This is a genomic window from Niabella sp., assembly GCF_030150205.1.
Classification (GTDB): domain Bacteria; phylum Bacteroidota; class Bacteroidia; order Chitinophagales; family Chitinophagaceae; genus Niabella.
On sequence record NZ_JASLGT010000020.1, the window covers coordinates 55,318 to 74,201 of the forward strand.

General features: G+C 44.9%; 25 protein-coding genes. 7 read left to right on the forward strand and 18 right to left on the reverse strand.

Annotation, left to right across the window (positions count from 1 at the left end):
- Positions 1-2: 2 nt before the first annotated feature.
- From ruvC to Q1V85_RS16020, 6 genes are all read left to right on the forward strand, one after another.
- Positions 3-560: a crossover junction endodeoxyribonuclease RuvC gene (gene ruvC / locus Q1V85_RS15995; RefSeq protein ID WP_300601490.1), complete on the forward strand. Its 558-nt coding sequence runs from the start codon at positions 3-5 to the stop codon at positions 558-560.
- Positions 561-716: 156 nt separating this feature from the next.
- Positions 717-2,453 carry a histidine kinase gene (locus tag Q1V85_RS16000; protein WP_300601492.1) on the forward strand — a complete coding sequence of 579 codons (1,737 nt, stop codon included), beginning with the start codon at positions 717-719 and terminating at the stop codon, positions 2,451-2,453.
- Positions 2,450-3,193, forward strand: a complete 744-nt coding sequence (locus Q1V85_RS16005) for a LytTR family DNA-binding domain-containing protein (RefSeq protein WP_300601493.1) — start codon at positions 2,450-2,452, stop codon at positions 3,191-3,193. Before Q1V85_RS16000 ends, Q1V85_RS16005 begins: the two co-directional genes overlap by 4 nt.
- Before the next feature lie 192 nt (positions 3,194-3,385).
- Complete coding sequence (locus tag Q1V85_RS16010; protein ID WP_300601494.1) at positions 3,386-3,637, forward strand: hypothetical protein; 252 nt, start codon at positions 3,386-3,388, stop codon at positions 3,635-3,637.
- Positions 3,638-3,644: 7 nt separating this feature from the next.
- Positions 3,645-4,139: a DinB family protein gene (locus Q1V85_RS16015; RefSeq protein WP_300601495.1), complete on the forward strand. Its 495-nt coding sequence runs from the start codon at positions 3,645-3,647 to the stop codon at positions 4,137-4,139.
- Between the two features lie 256 nt (positions 4,140-4,395).
- Positions 4,396-5,772, forward strand: coding sequence for a tryptophanase (locus Q1V85_RS16020; protein WP_300601496.1), 1,377 nt, complete (start codon positions 4,396-4,398; stop codon positions 5,770-5,772).
- Between the two features lie 65 nt (positions 5,773-5,837).
- On the opposite strand, the gene Q1V85_RS16025 is transcribed toward Q1V85_RS16020, so the two are convergent.
- From Q1V85_RS16025 to Q1V85_RS16050, 6 genes are all read right to left on the reverse strand, one after another.
- Positions 5,838-6,227, reverse strand: coding sequence for an HIT family protein (locus Q1V85_RS16025; protein WP_300601497.1), 390 nt, complete (start codon positions 6,225-6,227; stop codon positions 5,838-5,840).
- Positions 6,228-6,322: 95 nt separating this feature from the next.
- Complete coding sequence (locus Q1V85_RS16030) at positions 6,323-7,549, reverse strand: hypothetical protein (RefSeq protein ID WP_300601498.1); 1,227 nt, start codon at positions 7,547-7,549, stop codon at positions 6,323-6,325.
- A gap of 277 nt (positions 7,550-7,826) precedes the next feature.
- Positions 7,827-8,297: a transcription elongation factor GreA gene (gene greA, locus Q1V85_RS16035; protein ID WP_300601499.1), complete on the reverse strand. Its 471-nt coding sequence runs from the start codon at positions 8,295-8,297 to the stop codon at positions 7,827-7,829.
- Between the two features lie 95 nt (positions 8,298-8,392).
- Positions 8,393-9,328, reverse strand: coding sequence for an NAD(P)-dependent oxidoreductase (locus Q1V85_RS16040; protein ID WP_300601573.1), 936 nt, complete (start codon positions 9,326-9,328; stop codon positions 8,393-8,395).
- 41 nt (positions 9,329-9,369) lie between these two features.
- Positions 9,370-10,122, reverse strand: coding sequence for a 16S rRNA (adenine(1518)-N(6)/adenine(1519)-N(6))-dimethyltransferase RsmA (rsmA, locus tag Q1V85_RS16045; RefSeq protein WP_300601500.1), 753 nt, complete (start codon positions 10,120-10,122; stop codon positions 9,370-9,372).
- Between the two features lie 25 nt (positions 10,123-10,147).
- Complete coding sequence (locus Q1V85_RS16050; protein ID WP_300601501.1) at positions 10,148-10,375, reverse strand: CDGSH iron-sulfur domain-containing protein; 228 nt, start codon at positions 10,373-10,375, stop codon at positions 10,148-10,150.
- A gap of 78 nt (positions 10,376-10,453) precedes the next feature.
- Here Q1V85_RS16050 and Q1V85_RS16055 point away from each other — a divergent pair, with 78 nt between their 5' ends.
- A complete protein-coding gene (locus tag Q1V85_RS16055; protein WP_300601503.1) occupies positions 10,454-11,068 on the forward strand; it encodes an HAD family phosphatase in 615 nt (204 codons plus the stop codon).
- A gap of 13 nt (positions 11,069-11,081) precedes the next feature.
- Here the strand turns inward: Q1V85_RS16055 and Q1V85_RS16060 are convergent, their stop codons facing one another.
- From Q1V85_RS16060 to Q1V85_RS16115, 12 genes are all read right to left on the reverse strand, one after another.
- Positions 11,082-11,582 (reverse strand): hypothetical protein, encoded by a 501-nt coding sequence (locus tag Q1V85_RS16060; RefSeq protein ID WP_300601504.1) that lies wholly within the window; start codon positions 11,580-11,582, stop codon positions 11,082-11,084.
- A 295-nt stretch (positions 11,583-11,877) separates the two neighbouring features.
- Entirely contained in the window at positions 11,878-12,441 is a 564-nt protein-coding gene (gene atpH, locus Q1V85_RS16065) for an ATP synthase F1 subunit delta (protein ID WP_300601505.1), read from the reverse strand.
- A 59-nt stretch (positions 12,442-12,500) separates the two neighbouring features.
- The gene (gene atpF / locus Q1V85_RS16070; protein WP_300601506.1) at positions 12,501-12,995 is read right to left on the reverse strand and encodes a F0F1 ATP synthase subunit B; all 495 of its coding nucleotides are present in this window, start codon (positions 12,993-12,995) and stop codon (positions 12,501-12,503) included.
- Positions 12,996-13,133: 138 nt separating this feature from the next.
- Positions 13,134-13,385: an ATP synthase F0 subunit C gene (atpE, locus tag Q1V85_RS16075; RefSeq protein WP_067761131.1), complete on the reverse strand. Its 252-nt coding sequence runs from the start codon at positions 13,383-13,385 to the stop codon at positions 13,134-13,136.
- Positions 13,386-13,422: 37 nt separating this feature from the next.
- On the reverse strand, positions 13,423-14,535 hold the full coding sequence (atpB, locus tag Q1V85_RS16080; RefSeq protein WP_300601507.1) for a F0F1 ATP synthase subunit A: 1,113 nt from the start codon (positions 14,533-14,535) through the stop codon (positions 13,423-13,425).
- Between the two features lie 76 nt (positions 14,536-14,611).
- Positions 14,612-15,103, reverse strand: coding sequence for a hypothetical protein (locus Q1V85_RS16085; protein ID WP_300601508.1), 492 nt, complete (start codon positions 15,101-15,103; stop codon positions 14,612-14,614).
- 9 nt (positions 15,104-15,112) lie between these two features.
- Positions 15,113-15,331: a hypothetical protein gene (locus Q1V85_RS16090; RefSeq protein WP_300601509.1), complete on the reverse strand. Its 219-nt coding sequence runs from the start codon at positions 15,329-15,331 to the stop codon at positions 15,113-15,115.
- 120 nt (positions 15,332-15,451) lie between these two features.
- The gene (locus Q1V85_RS16095) at positions 15,452-16,345 is read right to left on the reverse strand and encodes a hypothetical protein (RefSeq protein ID WP_300601510.1); all 894 of its coding nucleotides are present in this window, start codon (positions 16,343-16,345) and stop codon (positions 15,452-15,454) included.
- A gap of 36 nt (positions 16,346-16,381) precedes the next feature.
- Complete coding sequence (locus Q1V85_RS16100) at positions 16,382-17,281, reverse strand: DUF5777 family beta-barrel protein (RefSeq protein ID WP_300601511.1); 900 nt, start codon at positions 17,279-17,281, stop codon at positions 16,382-16,384.
- A 25-nt stretch (positions 17,282-17,306) separates the two neighbouring features.
- Positions 17,307-17,858 carry a YceI family protein gene (locus Q1V85_RS16105; protein WP_300601512.1) on the reverse strand — a complete coding sequence of 184 codons (552 nt, stop codon included), beginning with the start codon at positions 17,856-17,858 and terminating at the stop codon, positions 17,307-17,309.
- 10 nt (positions 17,859-17,868) lie between these two features.
- A complete protein-coding gene (locus Q1V85_RS16110; RefSeq protein WP_300601513.1) occupies positions 17,869-18,291 on the reverse strand; it encodes a hypothetical protein in 423 nt (140 codons plus the stop codon).
- Between the two features lie 124 nt (positions 18,292-18,415).
- Positions 18,416-18,796, reverse strand: coding sequence for a cytochrome c (locus Q1V85_RS16115; RefSeq protein ID WP_300601514.1), 381 nt, complete (start codon positions 18,794-18,796; stop codon positions 18,416-18,418).
- Positions 18,797-18,884 lie beyond the last annotated feature (88 nt).

The window sequence follows — 18,884 nt, forward strand, 5'->3', positions numbered from 1 at the left end:
CTTTGCAAACAGCCGCCAAAATAATCCTGGGTATTGATCCCGGTACACTCATAATGGGCTACAGTGTTATTGCCTGTACTGGTCAAAAAATACAGATGCGCGAAATGCATGCCATAAAATTTCCCGCCCGGCTGGATAGTTATGCACGGCTCAGCCGGATCCATGAAAAAGTAACCGAACTGATCCGGGCCTACCAGCCCCATGAATTTGCGATTGAAGCCCCGTTTTTTGGCAAGAACGTACAAAGTATGCTCAAGCTGGGACGGGCGCAGGGGGTGGCTATTGCCGCCGCCATGCATTTTAATATTCCCGTTACGGAATATTCGCCCCGGAAAATAAAGCAGGCCGTAACCGGCAACGGGAACGCGGCCAAAGAACAGGTATGGAAAATGTTGCAACAGATCCTTTCGCTCAAAGAGGCCCCGGAACATTTTGATGCTACCGATGCACTGGCCGTAGCCCTCTGTCATCATTACCAGATCAGCAGTCCCATAAAAATCGCCGCCGGCTTTAAAGGCTGGGAAGATTTTATAAAGAAGAACCCGGGACGGATAAAATGATAAAGTACCCGGTTTTAGTGACTGCTATAATGCAGGTTGAGGTTAGCTATTAAAAATAGATCAATTCCTGTTTTATACCTTCCAAATACTAGTTGCTGCTTTTTAAAGGAGCGTAAACAAAATAGTTTAGCTGGAAATTTTTTTATGAGAAATAAAATGTTGATCATAATTGCCACAGGAATGAGCAGTTTCCTGTGCTGTGGGGCAAATTCCCAGATAAACATCCAATTCCCTTCCGGGCTTACTTATAAACAAACGCAAACGGAAGGGGGCGTAGCTGCCTTTAATAAAACCGGTAAATGCTTATTCCGGATATCAATCTTACCTGCAGACACAAATGCTACTCATTACTATCCGCTGCACCCGGTTGAAGAACAAAAAAATTTCAGCTATTTCCCCAATACGCAAAATGTTAACCTGTCTTTTTTTGTAGCGTCTTCAATACCGGTTTCTAATATGCGGTACCGGGTTTTGCGAAAAAATTCATCCGATTCAACACAATGGAGCCCGGTTAACGGAAAAATGACAAAGCAAAATGAGCCCGACGGTACTTTCACAACCAATATTTTTATGGGCCCGGTTATTTGTAATAACGACGTTGTTACTATTCAGCTTTATAATGTGGAAGATCCGGAAAATATTTTGACCCAAGATGTTAGTACAAAAGCTATTGAAGCACCTTCGATTTTTGGTGTATACGAAGAACGATTTGAGCGAAAAGAAACGGCCAGCGATGGATCTGCTGTTTCAACGGTTTCCGGTGCAACCGTTGGCCTCCGATATATTACGCTTTATAGAAAGGAGAAGGATCAGAAAGCAGACATAACAGGGGGCAACCTGTTTCTCATTACCAATAACACCCCCCTGATTTTTGAAACGTATATTATTCGCGATATACGTGGGCGGGTGGATACTATTGCTCTTAAGACAAAATGGAAAAAGTTTAAGCCCTTGACTGGATTTTTTGATCATCTTTTTGAGAAAGGTGCCATTAACTGGAGCAAAGGCGATGCCTATCAAACCTCGCTGCCGATTGAATTTATTAATACCGTGGGAACGTATAAAATACTTGTGGTTCCAGGGTTTATGCAGTCTGCGGGCTCTAGCAAATCAGTTCGTTCCTTTCCTGATAAAGTTACAACCATCGAATACCGTGTCTTGCCTCCGGAAAACAATATTTTAGAGATACTCATATTATTAAGTGGGTTTGGTGTTTTGGCGCTTCCGGTAATAGCCTATATACTGATCAAAAAGAAACGACAAAAAAAGAAATTACAAAGGCAGGAGCAATTGACAAAAGAGGCACGACTGAAACTTGAATCGATTCGCGCTCAGCTCAATCCGCATTTTGTATACAATGCTTTGTCCGGAATTCAAAATCTCGTAAACAAAAATGATAATGCCGCGGCAAATAGTTATCTAACAAAATTTTCCCGTTTATCCCGGAAAGTGCTGGAGGATGCGGAAAAAGACCTGGTCACGATTGAAGATGAGGTTAAATTGCTGAACGATTATTTACAGATGGAGCAAATGCGCTTCGGGTTTGCCTATTCCATCTCTGTGGAAGAAGACATTGATCAGACAAATACGGAAATCCCAACAATGCTTTTACAGCCTTTTGTAGAAAATGCAGTAAAACATGCCATGCAGGCAGTTGACAGCGGAAGGATTAAAATAAAATTTGAAAAAGCAGGTAAAAGCGTCCTGGTTACAATCGGGGATAATGGAAAAGGTTTTAATGTAAACACCGCCCTGGGCACCGGATCGGCACTGTCCAAAAACAGGATATCTTTATTGAACGAAGTGTATAGCAGTACGCCTGTAATCCTGGATGTTCGGTCCGGAGAAAACGGCACCACCATATTACTTACATTAAACGACTGGCTGGCATGAACGCGATTATTGTAGACGACGAGGCGCATAACATTGAGAATCTGAAAAGAATGCTGAACCGGGGCTTCCCGGAGCTAACCGTTTCGGGCGTGGCGTCAACCGTCGATGCCGCAGTTGCACTGATTGATACCCACGCTCCGGACCTGGTATTCCTGGATATTCAAATGGGAAAGGAAACAGGTTTCGACCTGTTAAAGAAGCTTTCGGGCAGAGCATTTGAAGTGATCTTTGTTACCGCCTATGATCAGTACGGTATCCAGGCCATCAAATACGCTGCGCTGGATTATATACTAAAGCCGGTTGATGAAACCGAATTGAGGGCAGCAATAGAAAGGGCAAAGGAAAAATGGAGCAGCAAACAGCGTTATAACCAGCTCGATTTTTTAGTAACGCATCTTAAAAGAGCTGAAAAAATACCCCAGAGGATTGCGCTGCCCTTGTTCCAGGAAATGCGTTATGTAGCGATAAACAGTATCGTTCGTTGTGAAGCGCAGAATACCTATGTTTATTTCCATTTAAATAACGGGGAAAAGATACTCGTCTCCCGGCCGCTTAAAGAATATGATGAGCTGCTGGCCCCGGGCGGCTTTATCCGCTGTCATCAAACACACCTGGTAAATCCCGTTTTTATAAAAAGCCTTTTGAAAGAAGACGGGGGCTGCCTGCTGTTAACCAACGGAGAAAAAATACCGATCTCCAAGGCTAAAAAGGAGGTGGTGAAGCGGGCGTTAGCAGGATAAAACAGGATTTCGATCCGATTACGGTTAATGGTTTCCCGGTCTCCTGTTGCCCCAAAGCGGCGAAGCAGCAATATGCTGTTGTTGCCGGTATTTTACAAACCGGGTTTATTAAAGCTCAGGAAAAACTCCTGACATACAGCTGTCACCAACCCTGTATTACTTTGTATCAAGGGCGGAAAAGTCCTTAACACAATGATGAAAACGTCCATAGAAGTTTTTAAAACCAATGTGCAGCACAGACCCGCAGCAGCAAAGCTGATAAAGAGCCTGGAGGCGCTTTTATGGCAGGCAAAGGTGAATTTTGACCTGGAGGATTGTGATCATATACTCCGGGTTGAATCTGCAGCACAACTGGATACCGAAATGATCACCCGTTTTATGCGCCGGGAAGGTTATGATATTGCAACCCTGCCCGGATCACTTGTAATTTTAAACAAAAAATAAAATCGTTATGAACAGAGTTGAAGTTTTTCAGCGTGATTTTGAGAAAGAAATCGCTACTACCCGTAAGTTTTTGGCCATTGTACCGGACGATAAATACGACTGGCAGCCGCATCCGAAAAGTATGACCATCCGCCAGCTGGCAACGCATATTGCGGAGCTGCCTACCTGGGTGAGTATGGCCCTGAATACGGACGGGATTGATTTTGCCACGATGGACTATAAGCCCACACCGATCAATGATACCGCGTCACTGGTAGCGCTGTTTGAAAAAAGTGTAGCCGATGGTCGTGAAAACCTGGCAAAAGCAACGGATGCAATACTGGATAAGCCCTGGACCATGCGCAAGGGGGAAACCATTTACAGTAATGATCCGAAAGCAGATGTGATCCGGATGTCTTTATCGCAGATCATCCACCATCGCGCACAGCTGGGTGTATTCCTGCGCTTACTGGATATTCCGATACCGGGTAGCTATGGTCCCAGCGCGGATGAGTCGTTTTAACGATCGTTCCTGGTGACGCGAGGCGTCCAGTTCTGCTCCAGTTATGCGAGGCGTCCACGCCTCGCATCATTATTCCATCACCTGTGGCGATGCAAACATTGCGGGATTTTTCTTAATATTGTATATGCTCCCGCTTTGGCAAAAAGTAATAAAAAGTCCTACGTAGCGCTCCGCATTCCTGCGGGGAGCGCTGCCTGTTTTGGATGTGCTTCCTTTATGGCATTTTCATTTTTATTGATCATCCCAAAAACAGTGTATGGCAACCACCATTATTGAACCCTTCCGTATTAAATCGGTGGAACCGCTACGGTTCACCACAAAGGCACAACGTGCCGGCATTTTAGAGCAAGCTTTTTATAATCCTTTTTTGATCCATGCAGACGATGTGCTGATTGATCTGCTTACCGATAGCGGCACATCGGCCATGAGCAGCCGGCAATGGGCCGCTATAATGGAAGGTGATGAGTCCTATGCCGGCAGCAGGAGTTTTTATCGCTTTGAAGCCGCTGTAAAAAAGATCACCGGAATGAAAAACATCATTCCCACACACCAGGGAAGGGCATCGGAGAAAATACTGTTTACGATTACCGGGGGTAAGGGAAAATACTTTTTAAGCAACACCCTTTTTGATACCACGCGGGCGAATATTGAATTTTCAGGGGCAGAAGGGATCGACCTGCTCACGGAAGCAGGCCGGCAGCCAGCTACCATTGCGCCTTTTAAGGGAAATATCGACCTGGTTGTCCTGGAAAAAACCATCAAAGAAAAAGGAGCCGCACAAATTGCCATGTGCATCATTACCATTACCAATAATTCCGGTGGCGGGCAACCGGTGAGCATGGAGAATATCCGCGAAGCGAGCCGGATTTGCAAAAAACACGGTATTGCATTTTTTATTGATGCCTGCCGGTTTGCAGAGAACTGCTATTTTATAAAGCAACGGGAGGAGGGCTATGCTACTAAAACGATGGAAGCGATCGCCAGCGAGGTTTTTTCCTACGCAGACGGCTGCACCATGAGCGCTAAAAAGGATGCGTTTGCGAATATCGGGGGCTTCCTGGCATTGAATGATGATGCCTTAACCCAGGAATGCCGGAACCTGCTGGTGATTACAGAGGGCTTTCCTACCTACGGAGGGCTGGCTGGCCGCGACCTGGAGGCCATTGCGGTTGGGCTGGAAGAAATTATGGACGAGCATTACCTGAAATACCGCATCCGCAGTATGGAGTACATTGGTGAAAAGCTGGAGGCAGCGGGTGTACCCTTTGTAAAACCGGTTGGGGGGCATGCCGTATACCTGGATGCAAAAGCATTTTTGCCACATATACCGCTGCATCAGTACCCGGGCCTCACGCTGAGCAATGCATTGTATATAGAAGGCGGCATCCGAAGTGTGGAGATCGGTTCCCTGATGTTTGGAAAATATGCAGCGGATGGCTCCCTGATCCCTGCGCAGATGGAACTGGTACGGCTGGCTGTGCCCCGCAGGGTATACACACAAAGTCATATCGACTATGTAGCGGAGATCATCATCGATGTATTTAAGAAGCGGCAGGAGCTCAAAGGGTATGAAATTGTTTATGAAGCGCCGTTACTGCGGCATTTTACGGCGAAACTGAAACCGGTAGCATAACAAAACCACCGGCAGGTTGTTTTTTTCAGGTTCTCCCAGGATCACCCGGAAAAATGCGCCACCTTTTATAAGTTCCCTACAATCCGTTCCTGCACTTCCTTCATTTCTTCCGGAGATAATTTTAGCTTGGGTTGTAGAAAGTTAACATCATTGGCATTATTCAGCGGGATCAGGTGTACATGGGCATGTGGTACTTCAATACCTACCACGCTCAGGCCGCAGCGGTTACAGTCAAAGCTTTTTTCAATAGCTTTTGCAATTGGCTTTGCAAATACCAGTAATTCCGAAAGAAAGTCATCGGGTACATCAAACAGGTTGTCTACCTCAATTTTGGGCACCACCAGGGTATGGCCTTTGCGCAGGGGCATAATGTCCAGGAACGCAATGAATTTATCGCTTTCTGCAATTTTATAGGAAGGGATTTCTCCCGCGATGATTTTTGAAAAGATGGTCATGAAGCGCTCTTTTAACGCTAAAGATACAAAATAGCGGGCAAGCCGGCCGGCACATGCAAATAACCATGTGCCGGCCAGCACCCTGAAAAATGCGGTTATTTTCTTTTTCGCCTGGCGGAGTTACCGGTTGACATGTATTGACCAAGCAGGTCAGCTAATTCAGAAAAATCAGGTTCATCATCGCTTGAAAGGAAGTCTTCAATAAGCTGCTGTACCACCGGCAACGTCATCTTTGGATCGGAAAGATCTGTTAATGTATGTTCGATACTTTTTTTAATTTCTTTTAATTGTTTCAATTCAGGCTCCAACCGCAGCTGTTTTAATTGCCAGGGAAGGTGCACAAATTGGCGAAGGGAAGCATAACGGGGATGTTCATACAGGTCATCGATCTCGTTTTCGAGGTTCAGTACCTGCTCTTTCATGATTTCGTTGTATACGGACAGCTTTTCATCCGTGAGGCGGTTATCTGCTGCTTCCTCATTTTGCACCCATTGCAGTTCCAATCGCAACAGCGTATGCAGATCGTTGTTTTCATAGGCTGTTGTAAGTTGCTTCATCAGCTCTTCTTTTTGCAGCTTCAGACCGGGGTCCGGCTCAAGGTCCGGGTGAAAAATTTTTGCAAGTTGTTTGTAAATACTGCTGATGTTCTTGCTTTTTGCTGCTTCGGCCTGACGTTCTTTTTCTTCCCGCTCCAGCTGTTTTTTTGTTTTTTTACCAGTTGGTTTTTCCTTTTCTTCCGCCTGCCTGTAAAGGGTTTCTTCTATTTCTGCTGTTTTTGCAAGCATCTCTTCCGGAGTCATTCCACTGTGCAGTTCGTCGAGGTTCATCGAAAATCCGGCCGCTTCAAACATAGATTCTATGTCGCTTTTCATATCCTCAAAGTATTCATCCATTTCCCGTTTTAAGGCAGCATCGTAGCTTTTATTAAATACGGCCTTAAATATGGATTTTATCTCATCATCCGGATGTTCCTCTTCTGCCAGGTATTCATTCAGCTGCGCTTTTAACAGGGTCTTTAAATACTTGCGCCAATTGGACAGCTGCAGTGATTTATCTTTATAGATCGCATAAAGTTGTTTTAACAGCGTGTTCCGGAGTTGTGTCAGTTCTTTACTGACCGGGTAAACCTGTTCTGTATAATAGTTCAGTTTTTTGTCAAGCGCTTCAGTGGTGGTTTTAAGCTCAACCTGGAGCTTCTCTATTCTTTTTACCAGCCGGTTAAAAGTCTGCTGTACTTTACTAAGTACATCCTTCGTATGCTTTTTTGTAATTGTTAATGCTTTTTTTCCGGCTGCATTGTTGTTAAACTGGGGCTGTTGCATATTTAAGCATATATTGATGTGTGGGCAAGTTAGCTCAAATATTTCGCCTCCCGAAGAGATATTTTATTGCTATTATCCTGCTCTTTTTTTGCGGCCGGGCTGCGGATGCCTGTTGGTTTTGCGATGTTTCATCAGCCACTGTTTTTATCCCGGTTTTTCCCCGAAACAAAAACCGCCCCGGTTGAACCGGAGCGGCTTAAAAAAGCTGAGTTTAGTACTGCAGTATAAGTGAGTGACACAAGAAAAGTCCGGTCATGCACCGCTGCCGGCTAAAAAATTATATCGAGATTTCTTCAATTTTAAACTGAATTACACCAGCCGGTGCCAGTACATCGGCCACATCACCGGGTTCTTTTCCCAGGATGCCCTTTCCGATGGGGGAAGTAATGGATATTTTTCCGGCTTTTAAATCGGCTTCCTGCTCACTTACGAGCTGGTAAATAACCTGTTTTTTTGTTTTGAGATTGGTGAGTTTTACTTTGGTTAGAATGGATACTTTACTGGTATCAATCGTGGACTCATCTAACACACGGGCATTTGCCAATGCACCTTCCAGCGCCGCAATTTTTGCTTCAAGAATACCCTGGGCCTCCTTGGCTGCATCATACTCTGCATTTTCTTTCAGGTCTCCTTTTTCACGTGCTTCAGCAATGGCCTTGCTGGCAGCCGGCCGCTCTACACCCTTCATGTGCTGCAGCTCTTCCTTCATTTGCTCTAATGTTTCCTTTGTTACATATTGTATCGTCATATGCGTTACTTTAGAATAAACAGAAAAAAATAACAACGCCTCAGACATTACTGAAGCGTTGCATTACCTATATAAACAAATATAACTAAAAAGGATTACAATTCCTTTATACCCAGCTTTTTTAACAGAACTGTAGCCATTTTGTAAAAGGCTTCATGACTGTATCCGGCAATATGCGGTGTGATGATCACATTCGGTTGATTCAGAAGTGCTTGCAAGGTTTCTTTTTCTTCCGGTGTGTAGGTGTCCAGTTTTTCATTTTCCAGTACATCCAGGCAGGCACCGGCAATCAACCCCTGTTTGAGTCCTTCATACAGTGTGGGAAGATGAATGACCTTACCACGGCTGGCGTTGAGGATAATGGGTTTTTGCTGCATGGTTTTCATGAGCTCAAGGGTGAGCATGCCCTTTGTATCGGAAGTTAGCGGCACATTAAAACTGATCACATCCGAATAGCGGCAAACCTGTTCCAGCGAAGCTTCTTTTACATGGTCGTGCGCAAAATCATTTTTGAATTTATCGTAGGCCAGCACGGTTACATTAAAAGGCTGCAACAGGCGGGCGAAGGCCCAGCCGGTATTTCCATAGCCAATGATGCCCACCGTTTTCCCGGTAAGTTCGGTACCCCGGTTCTCTTCCCGTTTCCAGATGAACTGCTGTACTTCCGGAACGGCAATATTCATTTTATTGAGCAGCATCAGCAGCATACCCATACTTTGTTCCGCAACAGCATTGCGGTTGCCCTCGGGGCTGCTTACACAAAGAATGCCCTTGCTTTGAGCATAAGGTACATCGATCAATTCCATGCCGCTTCCCAGGCGTCCGATCCATTTAAGCGCAGGAGCAGCATCCAGCAACGGTTTATCTACCGTAATGCGGGTAGTTAATACCAGTCCGGTAATATCCCGTGCCTGTGCCATCAATTCTTCATAGGTGATTTTTGGCAGGTAGGAAACCTCAAATCCTTTTTCCTCCAGGGTTGCCTGGAGTATGGGATGTGCGTTTCCTGTAATGATCACTTTTTCTTTCATCAATATTTTTTTTTTTTTAAAATAAATAAAACCTGGAGCGATTATTTCATTTTAAAGCTGAGTGCAGCAAAATCGCTGACCGATAATTGTTCAGCACGTTTATTAAAGATATCGTCTTTTAATGCTGCTTCGTCGAACAAGGATTTTACGGCATTTCGCAGTGTTTTCCTTCTTTGATTGAACGCTGTTTTTACCAGTACGGTAAAGGCCCGGTCTGACTTTACAGGTTCGGTCGTTTGTCGTCTCCGGAGCCGGATCACCCCGCTTTTTACCTTGGGTGGTGGATTGAATGATTGTTCGCTTACATCAAACATGTAGTCTACTTCATAAAAAGCCTGCATCAATACGCTGATCACTCCATAAATTTTGGAGCCGGGTGCTGCGGCCACCCGTTGTGCCACCTCTTTTTGAAACATCCCGGTAATGACGGGGACCTGTGCTTTCCAGTCGAGGATCTTAAAAAGGATCTGTGTGGAAATATTATAGGGGAAATTGCCTACGATATGAAAAGTACCTTCAAAAGGGGCCGCTGTATCCAGTATGCTTTCATGGATGAGCTTGTCCTTCAGCTGTGGATAAGTAGCCGAAAGATATTGTACCTTTTCTTCATCCAGCTCTACAGCCTTAAACGATACGCCTGGCAGCTGCACCAGGTAACGGGTGATGGCTCCGCCACCGGGGCCTACTTCCAGGAGTTGCTCCGGTTTTTCACCGGCAACGGCATCAACGATTTTCCTGCAGATATTGTCATCTTTTAGGAAATGCTGACCCAGTGATTTTTTTAAAGTATACATATTGCAAAATTAGGCGCCCGGAAGCTTAATCCGTTTTCCTGGGAGGCAGGGCAAAAGCAACCGCTTCATGTTCAAAATGTCCTTTATGGCTGCCATCGCAAAAAGGTTTATTTACTGATTTTCCGCAGCGGCAAAGCGATACGACGGTTCTTCCGCCCAGGTCATAGGGATTTCCTTCCTTATCCACGATTTCAAAATCGCCTTCAATTCTTAGCGACCCGTTATTATTCACTGTAATTTTTGTAGTTGCCATAGTTTTTTATTAGGCGGCAAAGATAGGGGCTGTAAGGGCGAAAAATATTTCACCCTTACAAAAACCTATCTTTGAACCATGATTAAAAATGTAATTTTTGATTTTGGGGGGGTATTGCTGAATCTTGATTTTAAGCGGTCATTTGCTGCATTTGAGGCCCTGGGGTTTGACGATTTTGAAGATAAGTTTTCGCAGTATAAAGCGGCGCCTATTTTTCAGGAGCTGGAGAAGGGACTGATTGCTGCACCGGCGTTTTATGAGGGGCTCCGGAGCCTGCTAAAAAAGCCCATTCCGGATGCACAGCTGGAGCAGGCCTGGAACGCCATGCTGCTGGACTACCGCAAGCCCAGTCTCGATTTTTTAATACCCCTTGCCAGTAAATACAACCTGTTTTTGCTCAGCAATACCAACCAGATCCATTATGATCATTTTTCAAAAACGCTGAAAGAAGAAACGGTTTATCCTTCATTGGAGTCTTTTTTTACAAAGGCGTATTATTCCCATGATATCAAACGCCGGAAACCGGATATAGATACCTATGCCTTCGTATTGGAGGATGCAGAGATAGCGGCTTCCGAAACCCTGTTTATAGACGACAGCTTTACCAACCTGCCCACGGCGCAGGAGCTGGGTATACAAACGCATTTATTGCTGCCGGAGGAACGGATTGAGCATCTGGAGCAGCTGCAATAGCTGTATTGACCGGTTACTGTCTTTGTGCAAAGACCAGCACGTTTCCCAGGCTGTCTTTTAACCAGACTCCTGACGTGCTCACAGAAAAGCTCCTGAATTTTCGCATAGCATCCCATAAACCTCTGTCATTGTCTACCTTTCCCAGGCAGCCCAACGCCGACATTTGGGTATAGAAGGGTTGGAGCTTATCGTTTAAAATATTAAAGCGAACCAACATGTAATTGCATCCGGCCCGGGCTGCGATCTCGCTTCCAGAATTGGAAATGATGATTGCATTTGGATTGTAAATGAGGGTTTCTCCAGTAATATAACGGATTGTCCACTGACCATCTAACAACGTTGCATTCTTGGTACTCCCTGAATCAGGTAGAAGCAGACTTTCCTTTAGCTGATAGCTTGCTTCTTTGGGAAGCTCAGGTGGGTTTGACTCCGGCGGATTTGGTGTAGCCTCTCTTTTAGATTTTGTACAGGACAAACACAACAGAAGGAGAAACAACGGCAATATATTTTTCATGCTTTTAGTTTGGTGGTCATAAAAATAAGGCAATGCAACGGGAAGGGATTGGTGCATTACTGTTACTAAGATATGTTATTTTATTTATATGAAAGCGGCAGGGGGCTAAAATTTTGAATATTTATTTCGTTTCAACTATACCCGAAAACGGTTGTATGGTCTTTTCTTTTAAGTTATGCTAATGCCAGGTATCGGAATCTTAAAAAACCGCCCCTTTTTCTGCAGTATCTATATGAAAAAAGAAAAGCCCCATTCTTTTGGAACAGGGCTGTATTATTTTTTAAAGGAAGTATGCTTACCGTACCTTGTAAATAAAATCATTATTCTTAAACTGTTTGGAAATAGCCTTCAGATCATAGCTGATGCTGGCGTCTACCATTTTATCGCCCATTTCCAGAACAAAACCTCCGATGATATCGGGATTAACGGTGGCTTCCAGTTCAATATTTTGCTGACCGGATGCTTTTTTTACCTGCTCGATGATATTGGCCTTTACCGCATCATTAACCGGAACGGCTGTTGTCAGCTTTACAGTATGAATGTTGTTCAACACTTTATACTGCTCAATAAAAGCCGGTAAAATCTCAGGAAGGATGGCTTCCCTGTTTTTTGAGATAAGCAGATTGGCAAAGCCTTTGGTAAGGGCGCCGATATGATTGCCGGTAATGGCGTTTACGATGCTCTTTTTCTTATCGGCCTTGATAATGGGGCTACGCAACAGATTTACGAATTCCTTGCTTTCTTTGCATACCGCCTGCAGCCACTGCACATCAGCAAATACAGCCGCTACCTGGTCTTTTTCTTTTGCCAGGTCTAACAGGGCTTTTGCATATCTGGAGGCTAAACGGGGATTAGGCATAACTTAAATGTAGAATAACGAATATAAAATGTGAAATGTAGAACGATTCCGGAACCGGTTTAGTTCAGTTTGATAGAGTGAACCAGGCTGTTGATATACTCTTCCTGCTTGCCCTGACCTGCCAGTTGTTGTTTCAGTACTTTTTCGCTTACCTCGATCACCATTTTACCCACTTCATTCTTCACATCGGTAAGGGCAGCCATTTTTTGAGCATTGATAGCCTGCTGGGCATCAGCAATGATTTTGCTTGCTTCGGTTTTGGCCTGCTCTTTAGCTTCATTAACAATTTTATCTTTTGTTTCACGCGCTTCTTTAAGCAGCTGTGCCCGCTCTTCACGTGCTTTTGCCAGCAACGCTTCGTTCTCACTTTGTAACTGGGCCATTTCTGCTTTTACTTTTTCAGCAGAGGCAATGGCTCCGGCAATATTTTGTTCCCGCTCATTTAAGGATTTGATGATGGGCTTCCAGGCAAACTTTTTCAGTATAAGGAATACAACGATGAAGGCAACCAGTGCCCATACAAAATAACCGAGATTGGGAGTTAATAATTCCATTTTTGTGTATTTGACATTTGATGTTTGATGTTCGGCGTTTTAAACCTAACAAAAAACCTCGAAGAAGAAACTTAAAATTTACTGTACCCATTGCCCTTTGCTCCGGGTACAGTAATGTTTTGTTTGTGAACGCTGATCTTACTTCAGTACGGCCAATAAACCGGCGATTACCGCAAACAGGGCAACACCCTCGATAAACGCAGCAGTTAAGATCATAGCGCCACGGATGTCGTTAGCAGCTTCAGGCTGACGGGCGATACCTTCAGTAGCGCCTTTACCAATTTGACCGATACCGATACCAGCACCGATTGCAGCAAGGCCAGCGCCTACGGCACCACCAAAGTGAGACCAGCTTCCGCTTACTTCCAACAAAGTGTTCATTAAACTCATGACTCTGATTTTATAATTGATTTAAAATAAAAACGTATTAATGATGGGTAACAATGTCTTCCTCATAATGATGATCACCAATAGCACCGCCGATGAATACAGCTGTAAGGTTGGTGAAGATATATGCCTGGATGAATGCTACCAGAATTTCAATTAAATAAATGAATACCGCAAAGGCAATGGAAACGGGGGTGAACAATACTCCCGCAGTTTTTGACATTTCGGTAAAGATGAAAATTAAGCTCACAAAACTCAGGATGATAATGTGCCCCGCTGTCATGTTGGCGAACAAACGGATGATAAGAGCGAAAGGCTTGGTAAATACACCCAGCAGCTCCACCGGCATCATCAGCAGCTTAACCGGCAGGGGTACACCCGGAAACCAGAAAATATGCTGCCAGTAGTGTCCGTTTGTGTTGAACAGGATCACAAAGAAGGAAATGATCCCCAGCATTGCAGTAAAGGCAATGTTTCCGGTTACGTTGGCGGCACCGGGGAGTAATCCGAAAATATTGTTAATCAGGATAAAGAAGAAAACGGTTAATAAGTATGGCAGAAATTTTTGGTACTTGGGGCCCAGGTTGGGCTTGGCCACATCATCCCGTACAAAGGTGATTACCGGCTCAATGGCATTTTGCATGCCTTTAGGAGCAGAAGTAACACCCTGGCCGGTTTTGTATTTTTTTGCCATGGTGGTCAGCAGCCATACCAGAACGATCAGGGCGATCAGCATCTGAACCACGTTCTTGGTCATGGAAAAATCATATACTTTAACGGTTTCATCAGGGTTTCCGGCTTCGTCAACCGCGATTACCTTGCCATGTTCCAGTTTGTATCCGTTATGTGCCTCTGTTTCATGATGAAATGCAGAAGACATAAAGGCGCTAAATCCGCGCTGGGGTGAGTATAGGATCACCGGTAGGGGAATGGTACCATGAAATTCGCTTCCGTCGGCATTTTTCAGGGAGAAGAAGTGCCATTCATGGGCATCCGCAATGTGATGCAGGATGGCTTCACCAGGGTTGAATTTTTCTTCAGTGGCAGCGCCCTCCGCATGCTCCTCATGTTGTGCAAAAACGGATTGTGCCGAAGACACCAAAAAAAGGCTTAAAGCCGCTACCATAAAGGATTTGAACCATTTAAAACCCATACTGCTCTGAAATTTGCGGCAAAGATAAGGCTGAAATGGATAAAAAAGGGAATTTACAGGCGGGTATTTAAAGTTTTTAGCGGTAAGCGGATCCCTCTTCCAGGATTTTTTTAATCCGTTCCAACTCGATCACATCGATCTGGTCCTTGGGGCGGTTTACAGCTTTTTTATTGGCGATTAGATGGTTGATATGGAGAAAGGGAACTTTAATACCATTTAGATCGGCAATGGTCGCCTCTTTCAGACAGTCGTCAAAGCTTAAATGTTCCAGCCCTTTCATAGATGTCATAATGTCCAGGATCAACCCATTAGCAATATAAAACTCGGTCCATCCAGGCACAAATTGCATGGTCTCAAAAGAAGGATAGTCTCCATATCCCAGTTCATTAAACGCATTCCTGAAATTTCTCCGGTTCTGTAGTTCGTCTTTTAACCAAAGATCAGAATCTTCTGTTGCCCTGTTAAAACCTTGCAGATTAACGGCAAACCCTCCAACCATAATATATAAGACCTGGTGTTTGTTTAATACTTTCCAGAATTGCAATAATTCTTCATCAAATATATCCATATCCTGGTTTTACAAACGTGACGTTTTTCCGGCCTGGGAGAGCATTTTGCCAATCCGTATCATACGGCACATGATTTGGAAGCGCTCCATATCCGTACGGGCAAGGTTTTTTTTCAACCGGTGTAAATCTGCTTCTTCCTGGGAGGAGAAGGTTTTCATCCATACATCCGGTTCCTGCAATACGGGCAAAGGCGTTTCTTCCTGCGGGTATTTTTTTTCATCTATCACTACCGCAATTTACAAAACTTCCGGGTATTGCCATTGGCCACGGACTAAAATGAATAAAGCCGCCTTCAATTTTTTTAGAAGACGGCTTTCATATAAACCTATTGAACCTCTGCATAATGATCAGGGGGCAGGAGCGGCAGCCCGGCTCCGCACTACCACCGGCCACCTGGGATAGCTTATAGAGACGCCTTTATTAAGTCCCATGATCATATTATCGGATACATAATAATAAAGCGGCCATCCGTTATAAGCCAGCTGCTTTTTACCGGAAGATGTGGTGATTACCGTAAACCTGGTTTTGTCAAGGTATGAAGGCACTACTATTTTGTCCATTTCATAAACCGGCCATACAGTGGCGCAGCCTCCGGAGCAATTATTGGTATTAAGCTTGTCATTGGTGAAAGCGTAAAGAGTTATGCCCCTGGCGTCAGTAAGGTAGCGTGTTTTGCTGAAGCCGCTGATCACCGCCAGGTTTGAATCATATTTATTACCATCGGCACCTACCAGCTGCGCGTTCGTAACTGTAATGGTATAATCGGGTTTGGCCACAAACCAGTTATTGCCCACGCCCTCGCCTAAAACCTGGCCGGCAGCTTCAGGGGTATTGGTGCCGTTGGTTACAGGGGCATAGTAATATAAAGGCCGTCCCTTATAGGCTAATTGCATGGACGGCCCGGTGCCGATGGTGTCAAAATCATTGATATCCAGCCCTTTTCCTAAGGTTTGAGGGGTAATACCTGCAAAAAAAGTAGGCCATAAAGCCTTACACCCGGCAGAAACACAGGTGTTTACGGTGGCAGAATCATTTGCAAAAAAGTAAAGGGTCCGGCCATCTTTATCTACCAGGTAATCTCCCAGTGCTGCATTTGTGGCCAGCTTTACCTGCATCACCGGAGCTGGTGGGGTATAACTGTCGTCGCTGGAACAGCTGGCAACAACCAGTAATACCATTAATATAATAAGACCGGGAATAAGCGCATGCCTGCGGGAATGGGTAGAAATATAAGCGTACATAATTTTTTGTTTTAAGTGTTTAAAAAAAGGAACGGATTAAGATCGGGTGGTGCTTCTCTTCTTTCCAATAGTAAATACCCGCGACAGGTTGAAACCAAAACGTATTTCCCCGCTGCCCCAGCTATCGGTGGTATTGGTAATAAATGCTTTTTCATTCATACCGGTGGCGTTGGAGAAATGGAGTTGGAATACGTGCCCGCCGGTTTCAATATCAAAACCCAGCGACAGGGGATTTTTATAGAGATCTTTGTTCAGGCCGGAAACAACGTAATGATAATCAGCTACAAAAGCCACTCTTTTAGAAAGCTTCAGCCGGCCGCCGATCCCCACAGCATAGGTATCATTGTCGTCGGTATGGTCGGGCACCAGGTTCCGGTGTACATAGGTGGGCGACACCTGGAGGCTGAAGGCTTCCGTGAACTTACGGCCGATGATCACTTCACTATAATAGGCCATCCGGTGTTTGGTATCGGTAAATTTTGCGTCACTGGCAAATTTTTGGGTGGTGAGCGCTGCCCCGGCCGCCAGTACCACGGAAACGGGTGATGCACCTTTACCCCCTGTAGCCTGTTGTATAGGCCGGTATTTGATAAAGCCGTCCAGTTCTTTGTCGGCTGTGCTGCGGCCAACGCCGATGGTGAGGTTTTTTCCAAGACCATAATCAAATCCCATGCGCATAGCAGCCTGGTCGAGTCCGAAAAATTCCCCGATACCGTCGTTCACTCGGCCAAACCGGTGCAGGATGCGTACATCCAATACATGTTTCCCGATGAACTCTATAGAATGACCATTGATCACCCGGCTCGATTTAAAAGCGCCGGTAACATATGCTTTCTGTCCGCTTCCGGCAGAATCGATCAAATTGAGGAGATCTTTTTCCTGGGCCTGGATAACGGAGACCGCAAAAAGAAAGATCGTTGTTGTTAAATACTTCATAGTAGTTGGGTTTGTAGTTGAAGCGTTATTTTAAAACAGTATAGTTACAATTCACGGACACCATGGCGGTTTTGGCTATTTTGTCGCTCACAATACCGGGGATGGAAATATTGTAATCCGCAATGGTTACCGGGAATTTCGCCAGTGCCTGAACGCCTACGCCGGAAACCGTCAGTGATCCGGAAGCGGTCACCTCTTTCTTTACACCGTGTATCTCCAGGATACCTTTTACGGTTACCGGGTATTTGCCCGGTTTTTGAAAGGCAACATCTGCCAGGTTAACGATCTTTCCTTTAAATACCGCTTTGGGGTATTTACTGCTTTCCATGTAATTTTCGTTGAAATGTTCCTGCATCAGGGCCCGGCGGAACTCAAAACCTTTTATCAGCACGGCAAATTCCAACTGGCCGGTTGCGGCATCCAGCACACTGGCGGTGGTTTTATTCGTGGCGATGATATCTTCCAGTGCGGTTCCTGCTTCAAACGAAACGGTGCCGTTTTTTGTAAAGTATTTCTGTGCGAGTCCTGCATTTGCCAGCAGCAGGAGCATACAAAGCGCAAAGGCTGTTTTTTTCATGATAAGAGTTTTATTGAACGATACTGCATTTGTTAAGGACCACATCTATCAGCTTTCCGGTGCATACGCCTTTAATAGTTACCTGCTGGCCGGTTGACAGTTTTTTTACTGCTGTGGCCTCAGTATCGTAAAAGCTGCAGGTAACGGAAGTTGTCGGATCGCTGCTATCCAGAAAAACCGTTGCCTGCCCCATGGTGTCAATTTTTACATCGGTGACCTTACCGGTTACTGCAATGATCTTTTCCACATATTTCCGGTTGGCAGCGGATTCGTCATTACTAAAGGCGGTCACCAGTGCTGCCGCATCTGTGGTGATTTCCGGCTGCTCCGCCTTTACATCTGCCGGCTTCCGGTTGTACTGGTAATACGCGTAACCGCCACCCAGCAGCACAGCGATCAGCAGGAGCTGCAAAACCCGTTTTCCTTTTTTCATAATCTTAATTATTAAAAGTTCTGTCATTGATTCAGCGTCCCAATATCTTCTTCTTGTCTGCTGAGGCACGGATCCGGTACTTATGCGATAAGTTTAACGAATGAAGATGATTACTGCTTATTTGCTAGTTATTGTACTTGCCTCCCGCGTTTACCCATGCGGTAATTTTATCTTTATCCCCCTGCGACAATGATGGCCCGCCCTGAGGCATATCCCCAAGGTCAACAGCTCTTGCTTTTATACGTGCTGCCTTGCTAACAATAGTACAATTGTCAGCGAAATTGATACCGGATTGTGGACTTGAACCGCCATGGCAACGTACACAATTAGCAGCCAACACGCTTTTTACAGCCGTAAAATTGACACCAGCTGTGAGCCCTGTTGTGCAATCGTTTGAAGGTGGAGGAGTATCAACGGAATTTTTTTTATCGCCGCCGCAATTAACAGCCACAAGGGCGATAAAGGCCAATAGGATTCCTGTAGAAAAAAGATTCTTTTTTTTCATGATGACAGATTTAAATTGTATAAGAGGATTATTTAGTTGTATATTATCGCATTACAAGATTTTTTATCGAAAAGGTATATATTGAAAT